Below are 19,873 nucleotides of genomic sequence, written 5' to 3' on the forward strand. Positions count from 1 at the left end.
CATGGCGGACCAGCAGGAACCTACCGACCACGACCTCTTCGCAGACGGGACACCCGACCCGTACCAGGCCTATGCCGCATTCCGAGAGCAGGCACCTGTCCGGCGGGTGATCCAGCCCGACGGCTTGCCGGTGTACTACATCAGCGGCTACGCCGAGGCCCGCGCCGCCCTCAACGACGATCGCCTGGCCCACCACCTCAGGCATGCCGCGCCGGCCATGGCGGCAGCGGGCATGCCGCTCGATCCGCAACGCATCAATTTCGGCGGGGCGCACATGCTGCACGCCGACCCGCCCGAACACCCACGCCTGCGGAAGTTGGTCAGCCGCGCGTTCACGGCGGCTCGCGTCGAAGCCCTGCGGCCGGCGGTGCAGCGACTCGTCGACGAGTTGATCGACGCGATGCCGCAGCACGGCGAGGCGGACCTCGTCACCGCGCTCGCCGACCCGCTTCCGGTACTGGTCATTTGCGAATTGCTCGGCGTCCCCACGGCCGACCGGACCGACTTCCGGCGGTGGTCGAACGCAACGCTCGGCTCGGACTTCGCCACAGACCTACCCATGTCGAGGGCCGAAGGCAAACGGCTGCTGCGCGAGTACATGACCGATCTCGTCGTGGCCAAACGCAAGGACCTCGACCCGGCCGATCCCGATGGCGCGCCGGATCTGATCAGTGCCCTGATCCAGCTACGCCTGCGGGACGGCGACGACGCGCTGACCGAGGAGGAACTGGTCGCCACGTCGTTCATCCTGCTGATCGCCGGACAGGAGAGCACCGTCAATTTCCTCAGCCTGGCGATGCTCGGCATCACGACGGATCCGGCGCTCCAGCGTGGACTGCGCGAACGACCGGAGAGCGTGCGCCACCTCTTCGAGGAACTCCTGCGGTACGACGGACCGGTGCAGCGCTCCGTGATCCGTACCGCGCTTTCCGACATCCAGCTCGGCGGGGTGACCATTCCCGCGGGCCACGTCGTGTGCGTCGGCCTCGCCGCAGCGAACCGCGACGAGTGCCGGTTCCCGGAGGCCGCCAAGGTCGACCCCGAGCGCACCGACAACGCCCACCTCGGATTCGGGCACGGACGGCACTTCTGCCTGGGCGCACCGCTCGCGCGGCTGGAGGGCCACGTGGCGCTGACCGCCCTGGCTCAGCGTTTCGACGTGCTGGAACTGGCAGTCGCCGCCGCCGACCTGCGCTGGCGCCGCAGCTTCCAGCGCGGGCTCGAAAGCCTGCCGGTACGGCTCTCGGCCGCCGACGCCTTCGGAGGACGCCGCCCGACCACATAGTTGGCAGAGACAACGGGGGGAACAAGTGGGTACGAACTCGATGGACGACCCCGCGCGTAGTGATCGGGGAGCAAAGCTGGAGTTCCGGCTGCTCGGGCCGGTTGAGCTACTGGTAAACGGACGATCCGCACCGCTGAACGGCGGCATGCAACGCGGACTGCTCGCGGTGCTACTGCTGCACGCGAATCGAACGGTGTCAGCCGACCACCTGCGGGACGTGTTGTGGGGCGGCCACCCGCCCCGGACGGCTAAGGCCAGCCTGCAATGGCAGATCTCGCAGCTGCGCAAGCTACTGGACCGCGCCGATCCGGGAGCGGATCGCCTGCTGTTCCGCCAGCCGGGGTACGTGCTCCGGGTCGAGCCCGGAGAGCTCGACATCGACCGATTCGTCGCCCTCGCCGACGAAGGCCGGGCCAGCCTGGCCGACGGTGACCTCGTCCAGGCGGACAAGCTGCTGAGCGCGGTCGTCGGCCTGTGGCGCGGCGAGGCGTTGGAGGACGCCGAGGTGCCTGGGCTCTGCCGAGAACGGTCGCACTGGAACACCAGTTACATGAGCGTCGTCGAGGACCGCCTGGATGTCGATCTGCGGCTCGGCCGTCACCACAGCCGCCTGCGGGAACTCAACGATCTCGTGGCGGCCAACCCCCTGCGCGAGCGACTGCGGGAGATGCAGATGCTCGCGCTCTATCGAGCCGGCGATCCGTCCGGGGCCGTGCAGTCGTTCCACGACGGCCGGGCCGCGCTCGCCGAGGAACTGGGCCTGGAGCCTGGTGAGCAACTCCAGCGGTTGTTCCGGGCGGTGCTGGCCCGCGATCCGGCGCTGGATGTCCCCGCTCCGGCCGTCGCCGCGCCGCCGGCCGTCCCCGCGGAGTTGCCCGCCGATGTGCCCGATTTCGTCGGTCGCCGGGCAGAACTAGCTGCCCTTACCGCAGCTCGGGACAGCGGCAACGGCCGCGACACACCGATCGTGCTGACCGGGCCCGCCGGCTGCGGCAAGACCGCCCTGCTCGTCCACTGGGCCCGGGCCAACTCGGACCTCTTCCCGCACGGGCAGTTCTTCGCCGACATGAGAGGCCACTCGGACGAACCACCGGCGGAACCGCTGCGGGTTCTCGGCCGGTTCCTCCGCGCGCTGGGCGTGGCCGCCAGCGACCTCCCGGATCGGGTGGACGAGGCCGCCGGGCACTACCGATCCCTGCTCAGCGGTCGCCGGATGCTCATCGTGCTCGACGACGTGCGGTCGCCCGAGCAGGTCCGTCCACTGTTCCCGGGCAGCGACACATGCCTCCTGGTGATGACCAGCCGGAACCGGCTCAGCGGCCTCCGCGCGCGCGACGGCGCCCGGCACCTGGAGCTGGGTGGCATGACCGAGGCGGACGCGCGCGAGTTGCTGACACACACCGTCGGAGCCTCGCGGGTGACGGCTGAGCCGGAGGCCGCCGAAGAGTTGATCCGGCTGTGCAGCCGCCTACCGCTGGCGATACGGATCGCCGCCACCCGGATGGCCGACGACTCACCGCAACCGGTGGCCGACATCCTTGACGGCCTCCGCGGTGACGACGGCCTCTGCTTGCTGGAGGTGGAGGCGGACTCGCTGGCGTCGATGCGGCTGTCGCTCGACCACTCGTACTCCCGGCTAGAACCGTCGGAGCGACAGCTGTTGCGGCGTCTCGGAACCGACTTTTCCGGATTGGTTACCCCGTGGTCGGTCGCCGAGAGGTCGGAGGAGACCGAGGGCGCCAGCGCCCGGGCCCTGACCGCCCTCGCCGAGGCCAACCTGATCAAGCCGGTGGCGCCGGACCGGTACGAGGTCGGCTCCCTGATGCGCCTCTACGCCATGGAACAGAACCGCCGCGAACAGCAGGCGTCCTGCACCGACACCCGCCTTCCAGAAAGGGCCGACAATTGACGGAGACCGACGCGCCATCCGAGATCGAGTTCTTCTCGCTCTACCCCGACGTCCGTGAACCCGAGCTGGGCACGCCCGATCTGAAGGGTTCACTGTCGGCTCGCGCCGCGCGGGTCTGCTCCCCGATCACCACCGCCTCGGGCTTCGGCTGGCACATCTACCCCCCAGCCGACTTCGCCGTGCGCTGGGACGGGATGAGCAGTGAATGGTCCCTGCTCGACGGTAACGAGCCCATCGCCTGGCAGTCGCTAACCGGCGCCCGGGACGGTCTGCTGCCGGAGGCAAGAGGCGTCCGCGGTGCCATCGAGGCGGCCGGGCTCGATGGTGGGGACGTCTTCGACAAGTACGGCGGCGTGCCCCCGTTCATCCAGGCCGACCCCCGCAATCCGCACATGCTCGAGGTCATCACCGGCCTCCTCGCCCGTACCCCGGCGGACTGGTGGTTGCTGGTGCGCAGCGTTCCGAACTGGCCCAGTTCGGGGGAGTTCGAGATCCTCGAGGGCATCATCGAGACGGACTGGTACCGCTCGTACATCCCGACCATGGTGCGTCTCACCCAGCAGAACCGCATCGTCCGCTTCTACCGGCACATCCCGATCATGGCGGTACAGCCGGTGAGCCGAGCGACCGTCCGGATGGCGCGGCGGGCGGCCACCACCTACCGCGGCGTCCCCAGTTTCCCTGACGGAGTCTGGGACGAGTTCGTCACCTGGCGGACCCGGAAGCAGGATCCGAACACCGCCGCGACCTACGTCAAGGAACAGCGCTCCCGCAACAAGCGGACGGCTGAGCCGCGTTCCGGCGAACCGCGACAGCGGGTGTCCGGCGCCAGCGAGGAGGTCTGACGATGGCCCGCAAACATGTCATCAGCCGACACGGCAAGGTCATTCTGCTGGAGGAGGTCACCGAGGAGGGGTCGCTCGAGCTCGCCCGGCGGTTCTACCGCGAGATCGGCGGCGCCGACTTCTTCGATCGGCTCTGTACCGCCTTCTACAATCTGGTGATAGACGATCCGCTGCTAGGGCCCATGTTCACCGCCCGCTCGGCCGAGGAGCACGCGCGCCGCCTCAAGGGCCACTTCGAGCGGATGTATGGCACGCCGGACCTCACCGAGGGCTGGAACCCGGCGTTCATCGCCGCCCACATCCAATACGTGATCTCGAACCAGCACCGACGCCGCTGGCTCGACCTCTTCCGGGCGGCCGGTGAGCAGATCGGCGCGCCGGAACCCCGGTTCTCCGACTTCATGTCGACCATGACCAACGGAAGCGGCGCGGTGACCGCCGCCAGTCGCGGCGCCGCCATCACGCGGGGCCTGCGACTGGACCGTGAGGGCAACGTGATCGGCGAGCGGACGGCCCGCCCGCCAGACGGCGACGGCGGGGACAACGCGGACCCGGAGGGCACCCGATGACCGAGACCAGCACAGCGGGCGCGTACCAGCACTGGGACCAGCAGTGGCGCCGTACCGAGGGAATCACCACGTGGGCACAGCCGGACCCGGACGTGACAGCACTCGGCGAGAAGGTGCTGGCCGCTGGCGGCCGGCGCTGCCTCGACGTGGGGTGCGGCATCGGCCGCCATGCCCTGGCCCTCGCCGACCTGGGATTCGAGGCCCACGCGATCGACCGCAGCGAGGCGGGCCTGGCGCGGGTCGCCGTCGAGGCCGCCCGACGCAAGGTGGACGTCACGACGCGGATGGCCGACATGACATCGCTGCCGTATCCGGACGGCAGCTTCGACGTCGTCGTCGCCTGGAACGTGATCTATCACGGTACGCCAGCGGACGCCGCCACGGCGGCCCTGGAGATCACCCGCGTCCTCCGGCCCGGCGGGCAGTACCTGAGCACGATGCTGTCGAAGCACAACGCCCAGTACGGCCGGGGCGAGCAGATCGCCCCGGACGTGTTCGTGCAGCACGACGGGCCGGAGGACAAGGCGCATCCACACCTGTACACCGACATGGGGGACATCCTGCGTCTCCACCCGCACCTGCGTCTCGTCTCCGCCGCGGACCGGGAGCACGAGCAGCCGGGTTCCTTCCATTGGCACCTGGTCTTCGAGAAGCCTTTCAGTACCTGACGCAGACCGACCGCAACTCGGTGAAGAAGTCCATCGCCTCCGGCGAGCACTCGGGCGGACCGAACTGCGACATCTTGGTGCCCATGTGCGGCAGGTGCGCGTAGGCGCCGACGGTCGGGCGGTTGACGTGCAGCATCCCGGCCTGCAGCCGTTGCACGGCGTCCAGGGCGAGGGCGGTCTCGCGGGTGAAAACGGCCGCTGACATACCGTACGGAACGGAGTTGGCGATGGAGATGGCGTCGTCCAGGCTCTCGGCCACCAGGACCGAGACCACCGGCCCGAAGACCTCACCCGTCACCAGCTCCGAATCAGGCGGCACGTCGGACAGCACGGTGGGCCGCAGGAAGTTGCCGTCGGGCAGTCCGCCGGGCAACGGCTCGTCGCCGCACCAGATCCGGGCACCGCGTGCCCGCGCGTCCCCGATCGCGTCGAGGCACCGCCGGCGTGCCTCGGCAGTGATCACCGGCCCCATGTCCACGTCCGGATCGTCGCCGCGGCCGACCCGCAGGGCCGACACTCGTGCCGCGAGCGCCGGCAGGAACGCGGCGGCGAGACCGGTGTCCACGATCACGCGGCTGGTCGCGCTGCACCGCTGCCCGGCCTGGCCGAACGCGCCGGACAGCACGGCGCTGACGGCCGCGTCCAGGTCGGCGCCGGGCAGGACGAGGACCGCGTTGTTGCCGCCCAGCTCGAGCTGGGTGCGCAACAGCCGCGGCGCAGCCGCCTCGTGGATGGCGACACCGACCGGAACCGAACCGGTGAACGACACCCCCGCGACGTCCCGGTGCGCCACGATCGCCTCCGCGGGCTCTCGGCCACCCTGCACCAGGTTGAGCACCCCGGGCGGTACGCCGGCGTCAAGGAACAACTGCACCATCAGTGCCGCGGTCCAGGGGGCGAGCGGCGACGGCTTGAGGACCGCGGTGCAGCCGGCCACCAGCGCGGCCGCCGACTTCCACATCGGAATCGCGAGCGGAAAGTTCCACGGGGTGATGAGCCCGACCACGCCGATCGGCACCCGGAACGTGTACGCGAGGGTACGCGCGTCGTCGGCGGGTGCGGTGACACCAGTCAGCCGGCGGCCCTCGCCGGCCAGGAAGCGCAGCACCTCGCCGCTGCGGACCACCTCGGCGCGCGCCTCCAGCGGGCGTTTCCCCTGCTCGCGGACAATCGCCCCGGCGAACTCCCCAGCCCGTTCGGCGAGCAGCTCGGCTGCCCGGAAGAGCAGCGCCCCCCGCGCCGCCGGCCCGGTCTCGTGCCAGCAGGCACGCGCGGCAGCGGCGGCGGCTACCGCAGCCCGCGCGTCGTCCGCGGAGGAATCGGCGAACAGTCCGATCACGTCACCCGAGTCGGCAGGGTTGACGTTGGGACTGGCCCGTTCTCCTTCCGCAGCCAGCCATGCACCGCTGATGAGGTTGAGACAATGGCGCGGATCCATCCGCCCATTAGATCCATATCGGCATATTTCTGCAAGTAGGGGTATTCACGATGCAAACGATCGTCCTCCTTCACAGTCCGCTGCTAGGCCCGTACAGCTGGGACGCGGTCGCCCGCGCGCTGCGGGCTGAGGGCCACCGCGCGGTCGTGCCCGATCTCCGCCCGGCCCTGACCGGCCCGCCGCCCTTTCTGGATCGCCTGCGCGAAGCCGCGGTGGCCGCCGTCGAGCACCCGACGACGCTGGTCGCCCACAGCGCCGCCGGCCCCCTCGTACCCGCGATCGCCGAGGCCCTCGGCCCGGCTGCGGCAGCCACGATCTTCGTGGACGCCCGCCTGCCACATCCGGGCCTCAGTTGGCTGGAATCCCTCGACGGGGAACGGGCGACCCGGCTGCGCGAGATGGCCACCGACGGCGAGCTGCCGCCATGGAACACCTGGTTCCCGGCCGAGGCGCTGGCCGCCGAGATACCGGACGACGAGGTCCGCGAGAGGTTCACCGCCGACCTACGCCCGACGCCGTTCGCGCTCTGCGCGGAGAAGACTCCCTCACCGACCCCGATCTTCGACGGATTGCCGCACGCGTACGTCCGGCTCTCGCCGGCTTACGAAGGCGACGCGGACACTGCCGAACGCGCCGGCTGGCATGTCGTTCGACGGAACTCCGTCCATCTCGCGCCGCTCACCCGGGCCGACGAGGTCGTCAACGCGGTTCACGAGATATTCGACAGGCACCGTACATAGCTCCACGGTTGTCGCCCATGAAGGAGCGACCCGGGTCGGACCTACATCCGCACCTGGGAGGGGTGGCTGTATCTGGATAGGGCTGGTACAACACCCGCCGCGCGCGCCACGAGGGGGATGCGCCGTATCACCAGGGTGGAGGTAAAGACATCCAGGTGTGATCGGAGTGTCCGTAGGTTGTCGTGTCCGTTCCTAAATAGAGGGCCCATCCGGTGCATCACGGGGGTCGGGTTGCGGCTTTCCGGAAGGGTCGGTGGCCGGGCGAGCATTTACAGGTGCGGCTGTCCGGACATGATCAGCTGATTGGTACGCCGGACTTCGCCGGGCAACGTGAAGAGGTCGATCAACACACCGAAGCCGAGGCAGCCGAGCGTCAGGAGGTAGACGATTGCGCGTCTGGTCACGCCGAGGTAGAAGTAGTGGGCCCCGAACACGCCGAGGAAGAACAACAGCAGGTACGCGACGGCGAGAGACTTGGGCTGTGCCGGATGGGTCACTGTGTCTCCTGATCGGTGGGCTTTCCGGGCCGGTCAACAGGACGGACTGGGTGGCAAGGTCGAGTGCAGTAGGACAAGGCTACGATGCCCGCCGATTTCATGCGCCATCGATGCTTGGACCAGCGTTCGAGGCGCCGGCCGGAACGCTAGGGCAGGGCGCGGCGTGAATGGGCGGCAGCGTAACCGGGTCCAGTTGCCGCCGGCGAGTTTGGTCCACTTCACCGCGGTGGTGGGGTGGATGCCGAGGATTCCGGCGAGAATTGCTGGCGGGATTTCGGCGGCGAGGAGGTTCGCTGAGCCAGCGGCGGCTGCGGGGCAGCGACCGCGGAACCGAGTCGCACGCGCACGGCCGGCTCAACTGCCACGGCAGACAGCGACCGCGCTCAGCACCCGAAGCTAGCCGCAGTCCGCGTGCGCTGGCCGCCCGAGGAGCACAGGCCGCGCCGTAGTCGGAACTCGCTTGACCAGCCGTCTACGCTCGTTCGGGTGCAACGGGATCTGGTGCTACGCGGGCTGGCGGAGAACCCCGCAGTGCCAGTTGACGAGCTTGTCCGCCTGCTGTGCGGCTGGCCGGAACCGGTTGCCAAGGGACTTCAGGCCCGCGCTGCCCTGCCCGTGTCGTTGCAGGAGTTGATGGCCGACCACGAGCTGCGCCGGGTTCGGAGTGCCGCCGCCAGACGTGAGCGGTTGGACCCGGCGATTCGGGAACGACTGCTCAACGACCCCGATTGGCGGGTGCGCATGGCGGTTCTCACCAGGAGAGGGCAGCGCCCGCCGCTACCCGAAGAGACCGTGATCCGGCTGATGACGGAGCTGCTCGACCCGCCGGATGACATACCGTTCGCGAGCCATGAACTGTTCGACGAACTGTTCTTCGCCGACTGGGCCCGGGTCTTCGTCGCAGCCCGGCACCCTGATCCTCGGGTACGCCGATTTGCCGTGCCCTACGCTTGGCATGACGACCTGCGATTCCTGCTGACCGACCCAGACCCGCAAATCGCGGCGGCGGCAGCAGCATCGATCGCGGAACACGGCCGGCTCATGGAACCGGCCGACCTGCCGGAACACCACTGCCACGCATTCTGGTGGGTACTGCAGCGGCCACTCTCGCAGGCACTCGCCGAACAGGTGGCCGCCTCCGAGGATGTCGAGGCTGTGCAGTCGATCGCCGACAACCCAGCACTCCCGCCCACCATCATCGAGACCCTCGCGCATCACCCGGAAACCGAGATCCGGGCCCGAATCGCCGGCCGCGCGGACCTGACCGCCGAACAAGTGGCTGCCCTCGCCGCAGACCCAGACCCGGCCGTGCGTGCCGTGGTCGCCACCCGCGCCGGGCTCACCGGCGAGCAGATCGCCAACCTGTCCGCCGATCTCGATGATGCTGTCCGCCTGGCGATCACGACCCACGCCTACCTCACCGAAGAGGAACGGGCCATCCTCGACGGCAACGCCGACCTGGAGCCGATCGAGGCCGCCCGGTGGGCGCGTTCGAGAAATCCGCGGCTGCGCCGCCGGGCAGCGCAGCGCCCGGACCTGCCTCCCGAACTGGTCGCCCTTCTCGCCCTCGACACCGACGCGACCGTACGGGCGAACCTGGCCCTTAATCACCCCGGCGCTCCGGGCGAAGTGTTACTGAACAGCTTCCTTGATGGCCGGCACCGGACTGAGCTGCTCGCCCTACCACAGTTTCCGCGCAACAGCCTGTCCCATTACGCTAATCACACTGATCCCGACGTGCGACTTCTGGTCGCCCGCGACCCCGAGGTGGACCCGGCGGTGATCGCCCGCCTCGTCACCGACCCGCATCCCTGCGTTCGCAAGGCGATGGCCCGATGCCCACGCCTACCACGTGATCGGCTCAGCGCCTTGCTCGACGACGCGGAACTAGCCGCAGACGCCGCCGCCAACCCGACGCTCGACTGGGAAAAGATCATCCGCGCGCTGTAAACCTCGACCGAACTACCCGCTCATAGTCGCGTTCGCTGACCGCAACGCCCCATCGAGATCATCCGCAACCTCGCGGACCGGATCAGCGAGGCCAAGGCCAACAGATGGCACGGCGAGGTCGAAGGCCTCACCGTCAGCCTCCATGCAGCGGAGAACAAGCTCACCGGCCTCGACCGGGCGGCCGGCAACCAACCAGGGCCGACGCCCCTGGGCTACCCAGCGTGCGATCCGACCAGAGTCAATGAGCCATCCCGTGCAAGCCCGCCAGCGGGTCACGAGGACGGGCCGACGAGGTCGGCTTGGTTGTCGGCGGCCCACTGGGCAAGCTGCGCGAGCGGTCCATTCGCAAACGATTCGCCCAACGACGACAGCTGATAGACGGCACCTTTCCGACGCGGGATCTGGTCGCCGGTGCTCAGCCTCGTGACAAGCCCTCCTGCCGACAGGCGTTGCAGCGATTGGGTGAGGACCTTGTCACTGATTCCCCCGATGCGGCCGAGCAGCGCGTTGCGGCGTGTCGGCCCCAGGCGCAGAGCCGAAAGGACGACTGGATCCCACGCGTGGTTGATCAGTTCGGCCGCCGCCCGGATGTGGCAGTCGGAGACGAACGTCTGGCAGGTCTTCTCGATCACCGTTCCAGTGTTACATCGCATTCCTACCAATCGGTAGGAACGGCTCCCCTAGCGTTTCGAGGGCACCGCATCCAGACAAAGGAGCACGTTGTGAACATCGGAATCCTGGGAACCGGCAATCTGGCCGTGACGCTCGGCTCTGCCTGGACCACCGCCGGGCACACCCTGCTGCTGTCAGGGCGTAACCCTCAGCACGCGAGTAAGGCTGCTGACCAGATCGGTCAGACCGCGGAGGCTGTTGACCCGGCTGACTTCGCGGCCCGGGCCGACGTTGTCGTGGTCGCAGTCCCGTGGGACGGGTTGGAGGGGGCGCTGTCTCTCGTAGGTGCGCCCGAAGGCTCGTTCGACGGCAAGACCGTGATCGACTGCACAAACCCAGTCAATTACGCGACCGGGGACCTGATTCCCGCGTCCGGCTCGGCAGCCGAACTCGTCGCTCGCACGGCTCGGGGTGCGCACGTGGTCAAGGCGCTCCACCTGTTCGCGGGAGCCTCATGGCCGTTCACCGGCCCACAGGAGTCGGCGCCGGTGGTGGCGATCTGCGGTGACGAGGCGAGCGCGCTCGACCGCGCCGCAGTGCTGATCAGGGGCCTTGGCGGCCAAACCGCGGTGGTCGGTGGGCTCACCAGCGCCCGACAGCTTGAGGAAGCCGCTGGATTCGTCATGAAGATCGTTGCAGCCGGGTTCAACCCGAGGCTCGCCGTCCCCGACGTGGACCCAGCGCTCCTTCGGGCATCGCAGCCTACGGACAACTGAGCTAACCGACCGTTGTGAGAGGGCCGCGACAATGCCGCGCCCCTCTCACAACCCGCCCGGTGCCTCACCCTGAAACGCCACAAGGACCATCTCCTCGCCACCGCCGCACTGCAATGCGGGTTCGTGCGATGCAGGGCGACGGACGCCAACCCACCCGCCGCCTGGCCCTACGCGGCGACGACATCGTCGTGACCCTGGACGACACCACCACCGAAGTGAACCCGGACGCACTCGCCGCCACCCTGCACTCCCCGCGGCGGGAAGCATGGTCGCCGGTCACCATCACCATGCACGAACGCTCTTCCTTCGAGTCGCTGCACCTGTGGCTGGCCAGCCAAGCCCGCCCCTTCGGCACTCTCGCCGCAGACCGCGAGCACGCCGCCGGCTTGGTCGACCCGCAAGACCGGTTCGTCTGCCCGACCCTGCTCACCACCGACAGTCTCGCCTACCTCGCAATGCGCAAGCTCGAAGACACCACCTGGCAGTTCGGCACCCACGGCTTCGGACCCGATGCCGACACCCTCACCACCGACATGCTCAAACCTCATCACGACCTGGGAACACCACCACCGGCACGGACCCGATCCGACAATCACCGTGCACCCCACCGGCACCCACCCGCCCACACCCGACGGACCCCAGCTGCTCGTTACCCGCCGCCACGCCACGATCACCGTCACCTGGCCCACCTCGGGGGAGCCACAATGACCCGCGATGCGTCGCGTACCGAACGGTTCTCCCCGGGCTCTATTGGGAGAGTTGGATATCAGAAGGTGCGCAATGCTGCGGCTATCGACGGACGATGGGACGACCGGGGCACGTCCGACGCATCAACCTTTGCGAGCCGGCCAGCGGACTCAGCTAGACCCCAGGACCGGGTCGACGACCGTCGTATCGATCCGTCACCAGCCCCCTCTCAGGGGTCCAGGCTGGCAGGGATGCGACGGCGTAGCACCCAGGCCCTGGATGAGCAGGAGGTGAGCCTCGGCGCGCCGGGCGCGGGTGCGCCGCGTGAGTGCAGTGTCGACCGCCGCCGGCTCGACCACCGGCGCGGCGAGCTCTGGCTCAGGGGTCGGGGCGAGGGGTTGTAGGGATCCGAGCGCCCGTGCTTTCGGCGGCGCTGGAGTCGCGGACCGGCGGGCGTTCGCTGGCCTCGCGTACGGCCGGTTCGTGCCGGGTGGCCTTCTGCGGCCCCTGACGGGAAGTCTCCGCTAGATCCAGGCCAGGTGACGGCGTCGCAATCGTGGTACAGCCGACGTGGGCGTGGGCCGAGGCACGGTTCGAGCAGGTCACCGCCTCACCGTCGAGGAATCTCGACGCCGGCAGCGCGCAACCGCGCTTCGATGAGCGCGGTCAACCGAGCCAAGGTCGGCGCCTCGTCAGCCCGGTGATCGTTGACCACGTCGTAGCGGGTGGCGGCGTCGGGGCTGGCGAAGAAGGCGTCCGCGTGTATCTGCATCATCGCCCGTTCGGTCAGCAGGTTGTCGGCCATCTCAGCTGCGAGCTCGTCGAGGCGCGGGTCGTCCGGCTCCCAGGACAACGCGTCCCAGGTTCGCTTCCACAGCCTCACATACTCGGGATCGTCGAGCCGGCGCTCGAGCTGGGTCACGAAAACGTCGAAGAACGCCGGGGCCAACGCGCGTGCCAGGACCAGGGCCTCCCGTTGCGAGGCCACGACGTCGGGACCGAAACCCAGCGCGGTCAACCGGTCCAGGACGGCGCAGGCGCGGTCGGGAAGCAGGGCCCGGTCGCCGTCGGCGAGCCGACGCAGCGTGTCGCGGCGGGCGATGAGCTCCGTGATCCGTTCGGTGAGCCGTCGCTCGACGTCAACCACGGCGGCGGCGAAGCGCTCGGAATCAGCGTCGAGCAGTTCACCGATCTCGGCAAGCGGCACGCCCGCCTCGGCCAGGGTACGGACCTGGACCAGCCGGAGCAGGTCTGTGGAGGTGTAACGGCGGTAACCAGAGGTGTCGCGGCGGGGCTCGTCGAGCAGGCCGAGACGGTGGTAATGCCGCACCGTCTTGACCGTGACACCGGCGAATGCGGCCGCCTGCCCGATCGTGAGCCCTCCTGCCACCGGTTCAATCCGTCGTCCGGGCGCGGGTAGGCGCGAGTTCACGCACCGCCCGGGCGACGGCGGGAAAGTCCTTGCGCAGGATCGTGCTGTGGTTGCTCGCAACCTTCGCGCTGATCGCGAGGTTCGGGTTGCGGGCGAGAATCGGATCGAGTGCGGCGCGTCCCTGTTCCATCTCGTCGCCCTGGTTCCCGAGGCTGGCTCCGGTCGCCAGGACGAACCGCAGCGGGCAGGCGATGCGTTCCAGGACCGGCACACTGGCGGCGCCAATCTCGTTGAGTTCGATGTTGACCTCGGCGTGCTGGTCTGCGCTCATCCGGGCGCCCATGCCGAACCGACTGGCGATCGGCAACAGCAACCGCACCCGGCGAAACTCCTTGCGGATGCGTTCCCGTCCGGCGACGCCGGTGAGACCGACCGGGAAAGCGTCCACGGTGACTACGCCGAGAACACTATCCGGGTTCCGGTCGGCCCAGTGCCACGACAGGATCCCGCCGTAGGACCACCCCACCAGCAGCGGCCGATCGACTCCCCGGGCTGCAAGGACGGCGTCCAGATCCCGCAGGCACGCCTCGAAGGAGTAGTCGGCGGAACGCTTCGACCGGCCGCGGGCGCGCTCGTCGTAGGTGATGTGGCGGTAGTCGCCGCCGAGTTCGGCGATGACCCGCCGCCAATGCGACTGGTCGGCGTAGGCGCCGTTCAGGTACACGATGGGCGTGCCCGAGCCGCCGGTGTCGGTGACCGCAAGGGCTGTGTCGTCAACGGGAAGCATGCCCCTCCAGGGCGAACTAGCCATGCGATGAGCCTATGGATTGACCTTAGGTCAAGGTCAACCGTCGTACGAGCGAGTCGATGCCGCATCGACTCGTGGCCGCTGGATCGCCGATGAACGTGAGGCGCCGCGAGTTCCCTCGGTAGTTGCGTTGACAATGGTTCTCACGTCTGCGTCGTCGACCGATCGGGGCGTGTGGATCTAACGGCACCTCTCTGTGTCAAGGCGTTGGCAATAGAGAGGTCTCCGTGTCTTTGATCATGGTGCGATAGACGACGTCGGCGAGGCGGCGCTTGAGGCAGCGCATGGCCTCTTTGTGGGTCTTGCCGGCGGCTCGTTTCCGCTGGTAGTAGTCCTGGCCCGGGGTCGCTCGCTTGATCTGGGCCATGGCCATGACATGCAGGGCGTAGTTGAGCTGCCGGTCGCCGGCGCGCGATAGGCGATGCCGTTGGATGTCACCGGAGGAGACTTCTATCGGCGCGACGCCGCAGTAGGAGGCGAAGGCGAACTCCGACCGGAACTACTGACGGCGCCGGCGCGGGCCAGGATCTTCGCAGCGGTCACGTCTCCGATGCCGTGCAGCTCAGTCAGGGTGGTGCCTGAGGCGGTGACGGCGGCGGACAGGGTTGCTGTTGCCTCGGTGATGCGCCGGTCGAGGCGGGGGACCTCGCTGAGCAGGTCCACGGCGACCTGTCGCAGAGTACGGGCCAGCGCGGCGCGGGGCCGGATGCTGCGCAGCGCCGCGGCTGCCGTCTCGGCGGTCAGCGCCCGCGGGGAAGGCGTCCGATCGTGCCGAGTCGCGGAGGCCGTACGGTTACAGGTGCCCGGTGTCGTTGAAGCTGATTAAGGTCGGCGGCCGATCGGAATTCCACTGCACGATGGTGATCGCGCAGTTGGCCTGGTTGAGGCCGATCCAGCGCCACACCGGGGCCTCAAGCATGTGGCGGACGAACCACCCGATCACGAAGTTGTGCGTGATCAGCAGTTCGTGGCGGTCCTTGTCGCCGGTGACACCGAGGTGTTCGACAGCGGCCTGCAGGGCCGATGCGTCTTCGTCGCGCTCGTCGTCGGGCACGCCGTCGAGCCAGGCATGCCACCGGTCCGGATATCGGCCACGTTGTCCCGCGGAGGGCACCGGTGTGCGGTCCGCCATGAGGTCGCACGCGTGTCTCGGCACCTGTGGGAGATGGCCGGCGACGACGTCGGCGGTCTGGACCGCCCGGGCCAACGGGCTGTAGTGAATCGCCGAGAAGGGCACTGTACGGAGCCGTCGGCCCAGCCGGTCCGCCTGCTCGCGACCGAGTTGTGAAAGACCACCGTCCGGGGCGTGAGCGGACGCAGGATCCTGTTCGCCGTGGCGGACGAGGTACAGCCGTGTACGAGCCATTGACACGTACCCTCCCGTCTTTACTCGGCGACGAGCACGATAGATCACGAAAGCACGGATGAACCGGCCCAGAACAAGGCCAGCTCACTCGGCTGCCGCCGACCGGCTGTCACGTGGCGTGACAGACGCGCGATCTTGCCGATGAGCGCCCACCCGTCTCCCATCACGCCTCTGGTTGTCGGATCAGCGATTCGTGACTCGTCCGACCTGCGCCTGCAGTGCGGTCCGGCAGGCCGGCCATTCCGAATTGATGATCGAGTACATGGCAGAGTCTCGCAGCAGGCCCGCCTCGCCCGGTGCCCAAGACCGCGACCAGCACCGTAGGACACCTTCGAGCCGGGCCCCCGTACGCTCGATCGCTTTGCGGGAGACCGTGTTGCGGGCATCGGTCTTGAGGTCGACACGGGCCACGTTCCACACCTCGAAAGCGTTCGCGAAGAGCAGGAGCTTCGCCTCCGTGTTCACTCCAGTGCGCTGCGCCGACGCTGCCAGCCAGGTGAAGCCCACCTCCACCGCGTAGGGCGCATCGCGGTCGGGCAAGAACCGCGGATCCCAGTAGGCCGTCACGCCGACGGCGCGTCCACTGACCTTTGCCACCTGCGCGTACGGCACCAGCCTCCCCTCAGTCGCCCGGCTCAACTGCGCGTCGATGTAATCGCTGACCTCGGCCGCGGTGGGCACCCACGTGAAGCGGTACGAAGCTCGGTCCTCTTCGGCCGCTGCAGCCAAATCGGCGGCGTGCCGGTGATCCAATGGCTCCAGCCGAACGAGGTCGCCGTCAAGAACGCGGGCGGTACGCGTCATGGGCAATGGCATGGTCTCTCCGTCCGCGGCTTGCCCGATGCGATGTGCAGCGAGCCAGGTCATCACCCGGGGCACCCCACCCACGAGATGGAGGGTTGCCGGCCAGCAAGCCGGGGCTTCGCGCTGGCGCTCATGACCTGGAACGACCCTAACAAGCGGCACAACCGCACCGCGACCCCGCAACAAACGCGCGACGCCACTGCCTTCGCCGTCACCGGGCCGATACGACTTGATCGGCCGACGGATCACCCAGATCGGAGCCGCGCCGCAGTACCTCGCAAGATTCGATGCACGCTCATGCCGCCGAGCGGGCGTCGTTGCCTGCGGTGCTCCGTCAGTAGTGACTGAAGACCTGGCGAACCGTGATGCCAAGCACGGTCGACACTTGCGCTGCCTCGTCGGGCGACAACCAGCCACGGCCTGGATCGCGAACCTGAAGTTCGAATCGCGCAAAGGCGGCTGGCCAGGAGTACTCCAAGTCGTTGAGCGAAACGGTGGCACTGCAGCACGGTGTCACGGCATCCAATGTCGCAAAGCGAGTGGCATAGGCATCGTCCATGCGCTCCTGCCACCAGTCGGAATCCAGCGAAGCCGCGCAGACCGGGCAGCCGACTGCCTCGAAGTTGACGCCCTGGTCGATGAACGTAACGTCGGCGTACCGGCAGGCGACCAGCTCTCCCGCGTCCGGACACATCGCCGAGACGACCTCGGCCGCAGCATCCACGGCGTCCTCGGCCGGCACCCAATCTGGCACGGTCGGCACGACACGAAGGAGACTTTCACTCACGCCCGTATCCTGTACCAGCTGACGCCAAGCCGATATCCGCACATGCCGCGAATCGCTCGTAACTCAAGGCGACGTCGAGCGCCGGCCACTGGTATCCACGTAGCGGTAGCGGTAGCGGTAGCGGTAGCGGTAGCGGTAGCGGACTGGCCGGTCGACTCGCGTTCAGTCCAGGTAAAGCCGATAGCCCTGGGCAACAGGACGTAGGCCGCGCGACTCGTAGAACATGTGGGCGTCGGTACGGTCGACGCGGGAGAGCAGCTGCACCTTATAGCAGCCGGCCGCACGGGCCAGATCGATCAGCGCATCGAACAGGCGACCCGCAACCCCTTGGCGGCGGGCAGAGCGAGCGACGACAACGTTCTCCACGAGCATGTGCGGACGTCCACCACGGGTCAGATTCGGCACGACGATGCAGTCAACAGTGCCGACCGCCGTTCCCTCGCGCAGGGCGATCAGCATGGTGCGCCCCGGCTGGCCGATGATCTCCTGCCAAGTCTGCACCGCCTGCTCGTGGAGCAGCGCCGGATCGTCCGGATGCAGCTCGGCGTACAACGTTCCCAACGCCATCAGATCGTGCTCCGTTGCCTGGCGAACGGTGATCGTCACGGCGACACCCTATCGACAGGTCGGACCGGCTGGCGCCGCTGCGGAGCGAGGAGCCCCGGAAGCTGGTGGCAGATGTCGGCGATCATGTTTGCGCGCTCGCGACGCCGAGCCAGTGCGTCCACCGGGTGGGCTTCAAGCGGCGGCGCGGTGAGGAAACGGATCTCCATGAAGCCCAGATGGAGCAGGTCCGCGGTTGCTCCCTCCATCGGCCTGCGACGGCTCGTCCGACTCCATGATGACCTTCTCCGGGCAACCATCCACCCCGTCGGCCCGCTCTGGGAAGGCGTCGGCCATGGCGAAGCCGACGTCCGAGGGTTGTCGGCAAGCCCGGCCTGAACTGTCCCTGGTAGCTTCGACGACCGCGTGCGTACCGGAACCGGATTATCGTCAGCGGGGCTTGATTGCTCGGGTGGCGAAGTAGCCGGGCAGCCAGCCGGCGGTGGCGTCGGCGTGGTGCGGCACCTCCTCGAACCCGGTGATCACGACGCCGGCGGCGAGCTGACCGCCGATCTGCTCGGCCAGGGTGTGGCTGTACTCCAGTGGCGCGTTGGTACCCCACAGGCGTGCGCGCTCCTCGGCCGGCACGTGCGTGAGGTCGCTGTAGGGCAGCCGGTGGCGGACCACCAGTTCGCCGCGTTTGTCCAGGGCCTCGTGGTCGAACAGGTAGACATCGGGGTTGAGGAAGCCGCACAGCAGCGTCCCACCGGGACGCAGGACCCGGTGGCATTCCCGCCACACCGGAGCGAGTTCGGGTACGAACAGGTTCGACACCGGGTTGAAGACCAGGTCGAAGGAGGCGTCGGCGAAGGCCGACAGGTCACGCATGTCGCCGAGGACGGTCCGCAGCTCCAGGCCGTTTCGGCGGGCGACCAACTCGTCCTGTTCGAGTTGACGCGGCGAATTGTCGAAGACGGTGACCCGCGCGCCGGTCGCGGCGAGCGTCGGACCCTGCTGCCCGCCGCCGGAGGCCAGGCACAGCACGTCCGAGTTGGCGAGGTCCGGGGGAACCAGGACTGGTCGACGGGGCGGTAACCGATGAGCACGACCGACCAGTCACCGGCCCGCGCCTTGGCGACCGTCTCGGCGGTGACCGGGCGTGACCACTCGTTGCCCTCCTCGACCTGCTGGTCCCACGCGCAGCGGTTATGCGCTACTGGATCTGCTATGGGCTCCATCGACTGACGGTCGATCAACCACCGCGCGGGCAGCAACCAGATATACGTCAGGCGCGCTTTCCATAAACGAGGACCGAGGCATCCTCATCTAATAGGTCGTGTCAGCCTGCTGGTGCAGGATGGCTCCGGTAGCGGCTGGTGGGTCAGCACTCCACTCATCTGACCCTTGCAGGTCTTGCGGCAGACCGTGCGCCCGCTGGTCGTGAGGAGACGTGACAGCTGATGGGATGACGTGCCCCGGCTCGTGACGGTGAGCACTTGACTATTAGATCGCTGATGTCTGCCGCGTAGCGCTCGTGATCGAAGGTGGAATTGGCGCGTGCTGGCGGCCGATCGTAGCCGAATAGCGAACGTCGGGCGTCCCGGACGTCGGGGCATGATGTTGGGTGCGGATGATGGTGAAGCCGGAGGCAGTGGAGTGAACGGAGTGCTCACCATCGATGAGCGTCGCGTCGTTGGTTGTGCGCACCAACTGGGGCTCATACTGAGCAGTCAGTGGCCAGATGTAGCCACTCACTTGCTCGCACAAGGGGCGCAGGGGCAAGCGGTCATGGAGCTTGCCGGCCTGTCTCGGATGGCGTCGCCTTGGGTTGTGGACCAGTTGGTGTCCGAGTTGTTGGCTGACCTCGCGATTACTGAGTTGCCCGCGGACGAGGCGAGCGAGTTGGTCGGGCGTTTGGTTGGGCAGGCGGTAGCTGCGCGAAAAGACGCTGACGAGTTCGCGGCGGTCCGGGAACTGGCGCGGCTGAGCCCGTCCCTCGGCTACCCCGTCGGCGTGATCGGCGACGCCTCCTACGCATCGGAATGGCTGGACTGCGAGTGCCATGCCGATTCGCCCGAACGTGACGCGGCGGCTGCTTTGGAAGCCAGCCTACGCACCAGCAACCCGTTGGACGTCGACTCCGGGTTGCTATTGGCTGTGACGGCCGTCGTGTGACGTCAGCCGGACCACGGGTGCATCCGGATCTGCCGCCGATGG

At 68.3% G+C, this 19,873-nt stretch carries 22 protein-coding genes, 1 pseudogene and 1 riboswitch; of the genes and pseudogenes, 10 read left to right on the top strand and 13 right to left on the bottom strand.

Annotated elements, in window-relative coordinates; genetic code table 11:
* Nucleotide 1 precedes the first annotated feature (1 nt).
* Genes KBX00_RS06090 through KBX00_RS06110 form a run of 5 tightly spaced genes read left to right on the top strand, consistent with a single transcriptional unit; the run spans nucleotide 2 to nucleotide 5,276 of the window.
* Nucleotides 2-1,285 carry a cytochrome P450 gene (locus tag KBX00_RS06090; protein ID WP_210824089.1) on the top strand — a complete coding sequence of 428 codons (1,284 nt, stop codon included), beginning with the start codon at nucleotides 2-4 and terminating at the stop codon, nucleotides 1,283-1,285.
* 40 nt (nucleotides 1,286-1,325) lie between these two features.
* The gene (locus KBX00_RS06095) at nucleotides 1,326-3,194 is read left to right on the top strand and encodes an AfsR/SARP family transcriptional regulator (protein WP_210824091.1); all 1,869 of its coding nucleotides are present in this window, start codon (nucleotides 1,326-1,328) and stop codon (nucleotides 3,192-3,194) included.
* Nucleotides 3,191-4,039: a DUF6065 family protein gene (locus KBX00_RS06100; RefSeq protein ID WP_210824093.1), complete on the top strand. Its 849-nt coding sequence runs from the start codon at nucleotides 3,191-3,193 to the stop codon at nucleotides 4,037-4,039. The genes KBX00_RS06095 and KBX00_RS06100 overlap by 4 nt, the downstream gene beginning before the upstream one ends.
* Before the next feature lie 2 nt (nucleotides 4,040-4,041).
* A complete protein-coding gene (locus tag KBX00_RS06105) occupies nucleotides 4,042-4,608 on the top strand; it encodes a truncated hemoglobin (protein WP_210824095.1) in 567 nt (188 codons plus the stop codon).
* Nucleotides 4,605-5,276, top strand: coding sequence for a class I SAM-dependent methyltransferase (locus KBX00_RS06110; RefSeq protein WP_210824097.1), 672 nt, complete (start codon nucleotides 4,605-4,607; stop codon nucleotides 5,274-5,276). Before KBX00_RS06105 ends, KBX00_RS06110 begins: the two co-directional genes overlap by 4 nt.
* On the opposite strand, the gene KBX00_RS06115 is transcribed toward KBX00_RS06110, so the two are convergent.
* Nucleotides 5,266-6,714 carry an aldehyde dehydrogenase gene (locus KBX00_RS06115; protein WP_210824099.1) on the bottom strand — a complete coding sequence of 483 codons (1,449 nt, stop codon included), beginning with the start codon at nucleotides 6,712-6,714 and terminating at the stop codon, nucleotides 5,266-5,268. The genes KBX00_RS06110 and KBX00_RS06115 overlap by 11 nt on opposite strands.
* A gap of 50 nt (nucleotides 6,715-6,764) precedes the next feature.
* Between KBX00_RS06115 and KBX00_RS06120 the strand changes: the two genes are divergently transcribed.
* On the top strand, nucleotides 6,765-7,454 hold the full coding sequence (locus KBX00_RS06120; protein WP_210824101.1) for a hypothetical protein: 690 nt from the start codon (nucleotides 6,765-6,767) through the stop codon (nucleotides 7,452-7,454).
* A 269-nt stretch (nucleotides 7,455-7,723) separates the two neighbouring features.
* Here the strand turns inward: KBX00_RS06120 and KBX00_RS06125 are convergent, their stop codons facing one another.
* A complete protein-coding gene (locus KBX00_RS06125; protein WP_210824103.1) occupies nucleotides 7,724-7,951 on the bottom strand; it encodes a TM2 domain-containing protein in 228 nt (75 codons plus the stop codon).
* A 486-nt stretch (nucleotides 7,952-8,437) separates the two neighbouring features.
* On the opposite strand from KBX00_RS06125, the gene KBX00_RS06130 reads away from it, so the two are divergent.
* Nucleotides 8,438-9,901 carry a hypothetical protein gene (locus KBX00_RS06130; protein ID WP_210824105.1) on the top strand — a complete coding sequence of 488 codons (1,464 nt, stop codon included), beginning with the start codon at nucleotides 8,438-8,440 and terminating at the stop codon, nucleotides 9,899-9,901.
* Between the two features lie 272 nt (nucleotides 9,902-10,173).
* On the opposite strand, the gene KBX00_RS06135 is transcribed toward KBX00_RS06130, so the two are convergent.
* On the bottom strand, nucleotides 10,174-10,533 hold the full coding sequence (locus KBX00_RS06135; RefSeq protein WP_210824107.1) for a helix-turn-helix domain-containing protein: 360 nt from the start codon (nucleotides 10,531-10,533) through the stop codon (nucleotides 10,174-10,176).
* A gap of 90 nt (nucleotides 10,534-10,623) precedes the next feature.
* Between KBX00_RS06135 and KBX00_RS06140 the strand changes: the two genes are divergently transcribed.
* Both KBX00_RS06140 and KBX00_RS06145 read left to right on the top strand, forming a co-directional pair.
* On the top strand, nucleotides 10,624-11,289 hold the full coding sequence (locus KBX00_RS06140; RefSeq protein WP_210824110.1) for an NADPH-dependent F420 reductase: 666 nt from the start codon (nucleotides 10,624-10,626) through the stop codon (nucleotides 11,287-11,289).
* A 188-nt stretch (nucleotides 11,290-11,477) separates the two neighbouring features.
* Nucleotides 11,478-12,380 carry a hypothetical protein gene (locus KBX00_RS06145; RefSeq protein ID WP_210824111.1) on the top strand — a complete coding sequence of 301 codons (903 nt, stop codon included), beginning with the start codon at nucleotides 11,478-11,480 and terminating at the stop codon, nucleotides 12,378-12,380.
* Between the two features lie 206 nt (nucleotides 12,381-12,586).
* Here the strand turns inward: KBX00_RS06145 and KBX00_RS06150 are convergent, their stop codons facing one another.
* The 10 genes and pseudogenes from KBX00_RS06150 to KBX00_RS06190 form a co-directional block, all read right to left on the bottom strand.
* Complete coding sequence (locus tag KBX00_RS06150) at nucleotides 12,587-13,366, bottom strand: MerR family transcriptional regulator (protein ID WP_210824112.1); 780 nt, start codon at nucleotides 13,364-13,366, stop codon at nucleotides 12,587-12,589.
* Nucleotides 13,367-13,370: 4 nt separating this feature from the next.
* Complete coding sequence (locus tag KBX00_RS06155) at nucleotides 13,371-14,135, bottom strand: alpha/beta fold hydrolase (RefSeq protein WP_301547409.1); 765 nt, start codon at nucleotides 14,133-14,135, stop codon at nucleotides 13,371-13,373.
* A gap of 220 nt (nucleotides 14,136-14,355) precedes the next feature.
* Nucleotides 14,356-14,529, bottom strand: coding sequence for a hypothetical protein (locus KBX00_RS06160; RefSeq protein WP_301547410.1), 174 nt, complete (start codon nucleotides 14,527-14,529; stop codon nucleotides 14,356-14,358).
* Nucleotides 14,530-14,538: 9 nt separating this feature from the next.
* Nucleotides 14,539-14,610, bottom strand: a pseudogene (locus tag KBX00_RS29785) (hypothetical protein); the annotation flags it as partial.
* A 339-nt stretch (nucleotides 14,611-14,949) separates the two neighbouring features.
* Entirely contained in the window at nucleotides 14,950-15,522 is a 573-nt protein-coding gene (locus KBX00_RS06165) for a histidine phosphatase family protein (RefSeq protein ID WP_210824207.1), read from the bottom strand.
* 183 nt (nucleotides 15,523-15,705) lie between these two features.
* Nucleotides 15,706-16,389, bottom strand: a complete 684-nt coding sequence (locus tag KBX00_RS06170) for a GNAT family N-acetyltransferase (protein ID WP_301547459.1) — start codon at nucleotides 16,387-16,389, stop codon at nucleotides 15,706-15,708.
* Nucleotides 16,348-16,464: riboswitch (SAM riboswitch) on the bottom strand. (Overlaps the previous gene by 42 nt.)
* Before the next feature lie 196 nt (nucleotides 16,465-16,660).
* Entirely contained in the window at nucleotides 16,661-17,113 is a 453-nt protein-coding gene (locus KBX00_RS06175) for a hypothetical protein (RefSeq protein WP_210822896.1), read from the bottom strand.
* A gap of 162 nt (nucleotides 17,114-17,275) precedes the next feature.
* Entirely contained in the window at nucleotides 17,276-17,719 is a 444-nt protein-coding gene (locus KBX00_RS06180; RefSeq protein WP_210824118.1) for a GNAT family N-acetyltransferase, read from the bottom strand.
* Complete coding sequence (locus tag KBX00_RS06185) at nucleotides 17,716-17,925, bottom strand: hypothetical protein (protein WP_210824120.1); 210 nt, start codon at nucleotides 17,923-17,925, stop codon at nucleotides 17,716-17,718. The genes KBX00_RS06180 and KBX00_RS06185 overlap by 4 nt, the downstream gene beginning before the upstream one ends.
* Nucleotides 17,926-18,106: 181 nt before the next feature.
* Entirely contained in the window at nucleotides 18,107-18,700 is a 594-nt protein-coding gene (locus KBX00_RS06190) for a methyltransferase domain-containing protein (RefSeq protein WP_307868157.1), read from the bottom strand.
* A 786-nt stretch (nucleotides 18,701-19,486) separates the two neighbouring features.
* On the opposite strand from KBX00_RS06190, the gene KBX00_RS06195 reads away from it, so the two are divergent.
* Entirely contained in the window at nucleotides 19,487-19,831 is a 345-nt protein-coding gene (locus KBX00_RS06195; protein WP_307868158.1) for a hypothetical protein, read from the top strand.
* Nucleotides 19,832-19,873: the final 42 nt, after the last annotated feature.

It is taken from the genome of Micromonospora sp. C95 (genome assembly GCF_018070465.1).
Classification (GTDB): Bacteria; Actinomycetota; Actinomycetes; order Mycobacteriales; family Micromonosporaceae; genus Micromonospora.

Coding starts and splice junctions, on each gene's coding strand:
- KBX00_RS06160 (WP_301547410.1), bottom strand. CDS start 14,529: ATGGCCATGGCCCAGATCAAGCGAGCGACCCCGGGCCAGGACTACTAC.
- KBX00_RS06120 (WP_210824101.1), top strand. CDS start 6,765: ATGCAAACGATCGTCCTCCTTCACAGTCCGCTGCTAGGCCCGTACAGC.
- KBX00_RS06105 (WP_210824095.1), top strand. CDS start 4,042: ATGGCCCGCAAACATGTCATCAGCCGACACGGCAAGGTCATTCTGCTG.
- KBX00_RS06095 (WP_210824091.1), top strand. CDS start 1,326: ATGGACGACCCCGCGCGTAGTGATCGGGGAGCAAAGCTGGAGTTCCGG.
- KBX00_RS06110 (WP_210824097.1), top strand. CDS start 4,605: ATGACCGAGACCAGCACAGCGGGCGCGTACCAGCACTGGGACCAGCAG.
- KBX00_RS06170 (WP_301547459.1), bottom strand. CDS start 16,389: ATGACCTGGCTCGCTGCACATCGCATCGGGCAAGCCGCGGACGGAGAG.
- KBX00_RS06155 (WP_301547409.1), bottom strand. CDS start 14,135: ATGCTTCCCGTTGACGACACAGCCCTTGCGGTCACCGACACCGGCGGC.
- KBX00_RS06115 (WP_210824099.1), bottom strand. CDS start 6,714: ATGGATCCGCGCCATTGTCTCAACCTCATCAGCGGTGCATGGCTGGCT.
- KBX00_RS06165 (WP_210824207.1), bottom strand. CDS start 15,522: ATGGCTCGTACACGGCTGTACCTCGTCCGCCACGGCGAACAGGATCCT.
- KBX00_RS06090 (WP_210824089.1), top strand. CDS start 2: ATGGCGGACCAGCAGGAACCTACCGACCACGACCTCTTCGCAGACGGG.
- KBX00_RS06185 (WP_210824120.1), bottom strand. CDS start 17,925: ATGGAGGGAGCAACCGCGGACCTGCTCCATCTGGGCTTCATGGAGATC.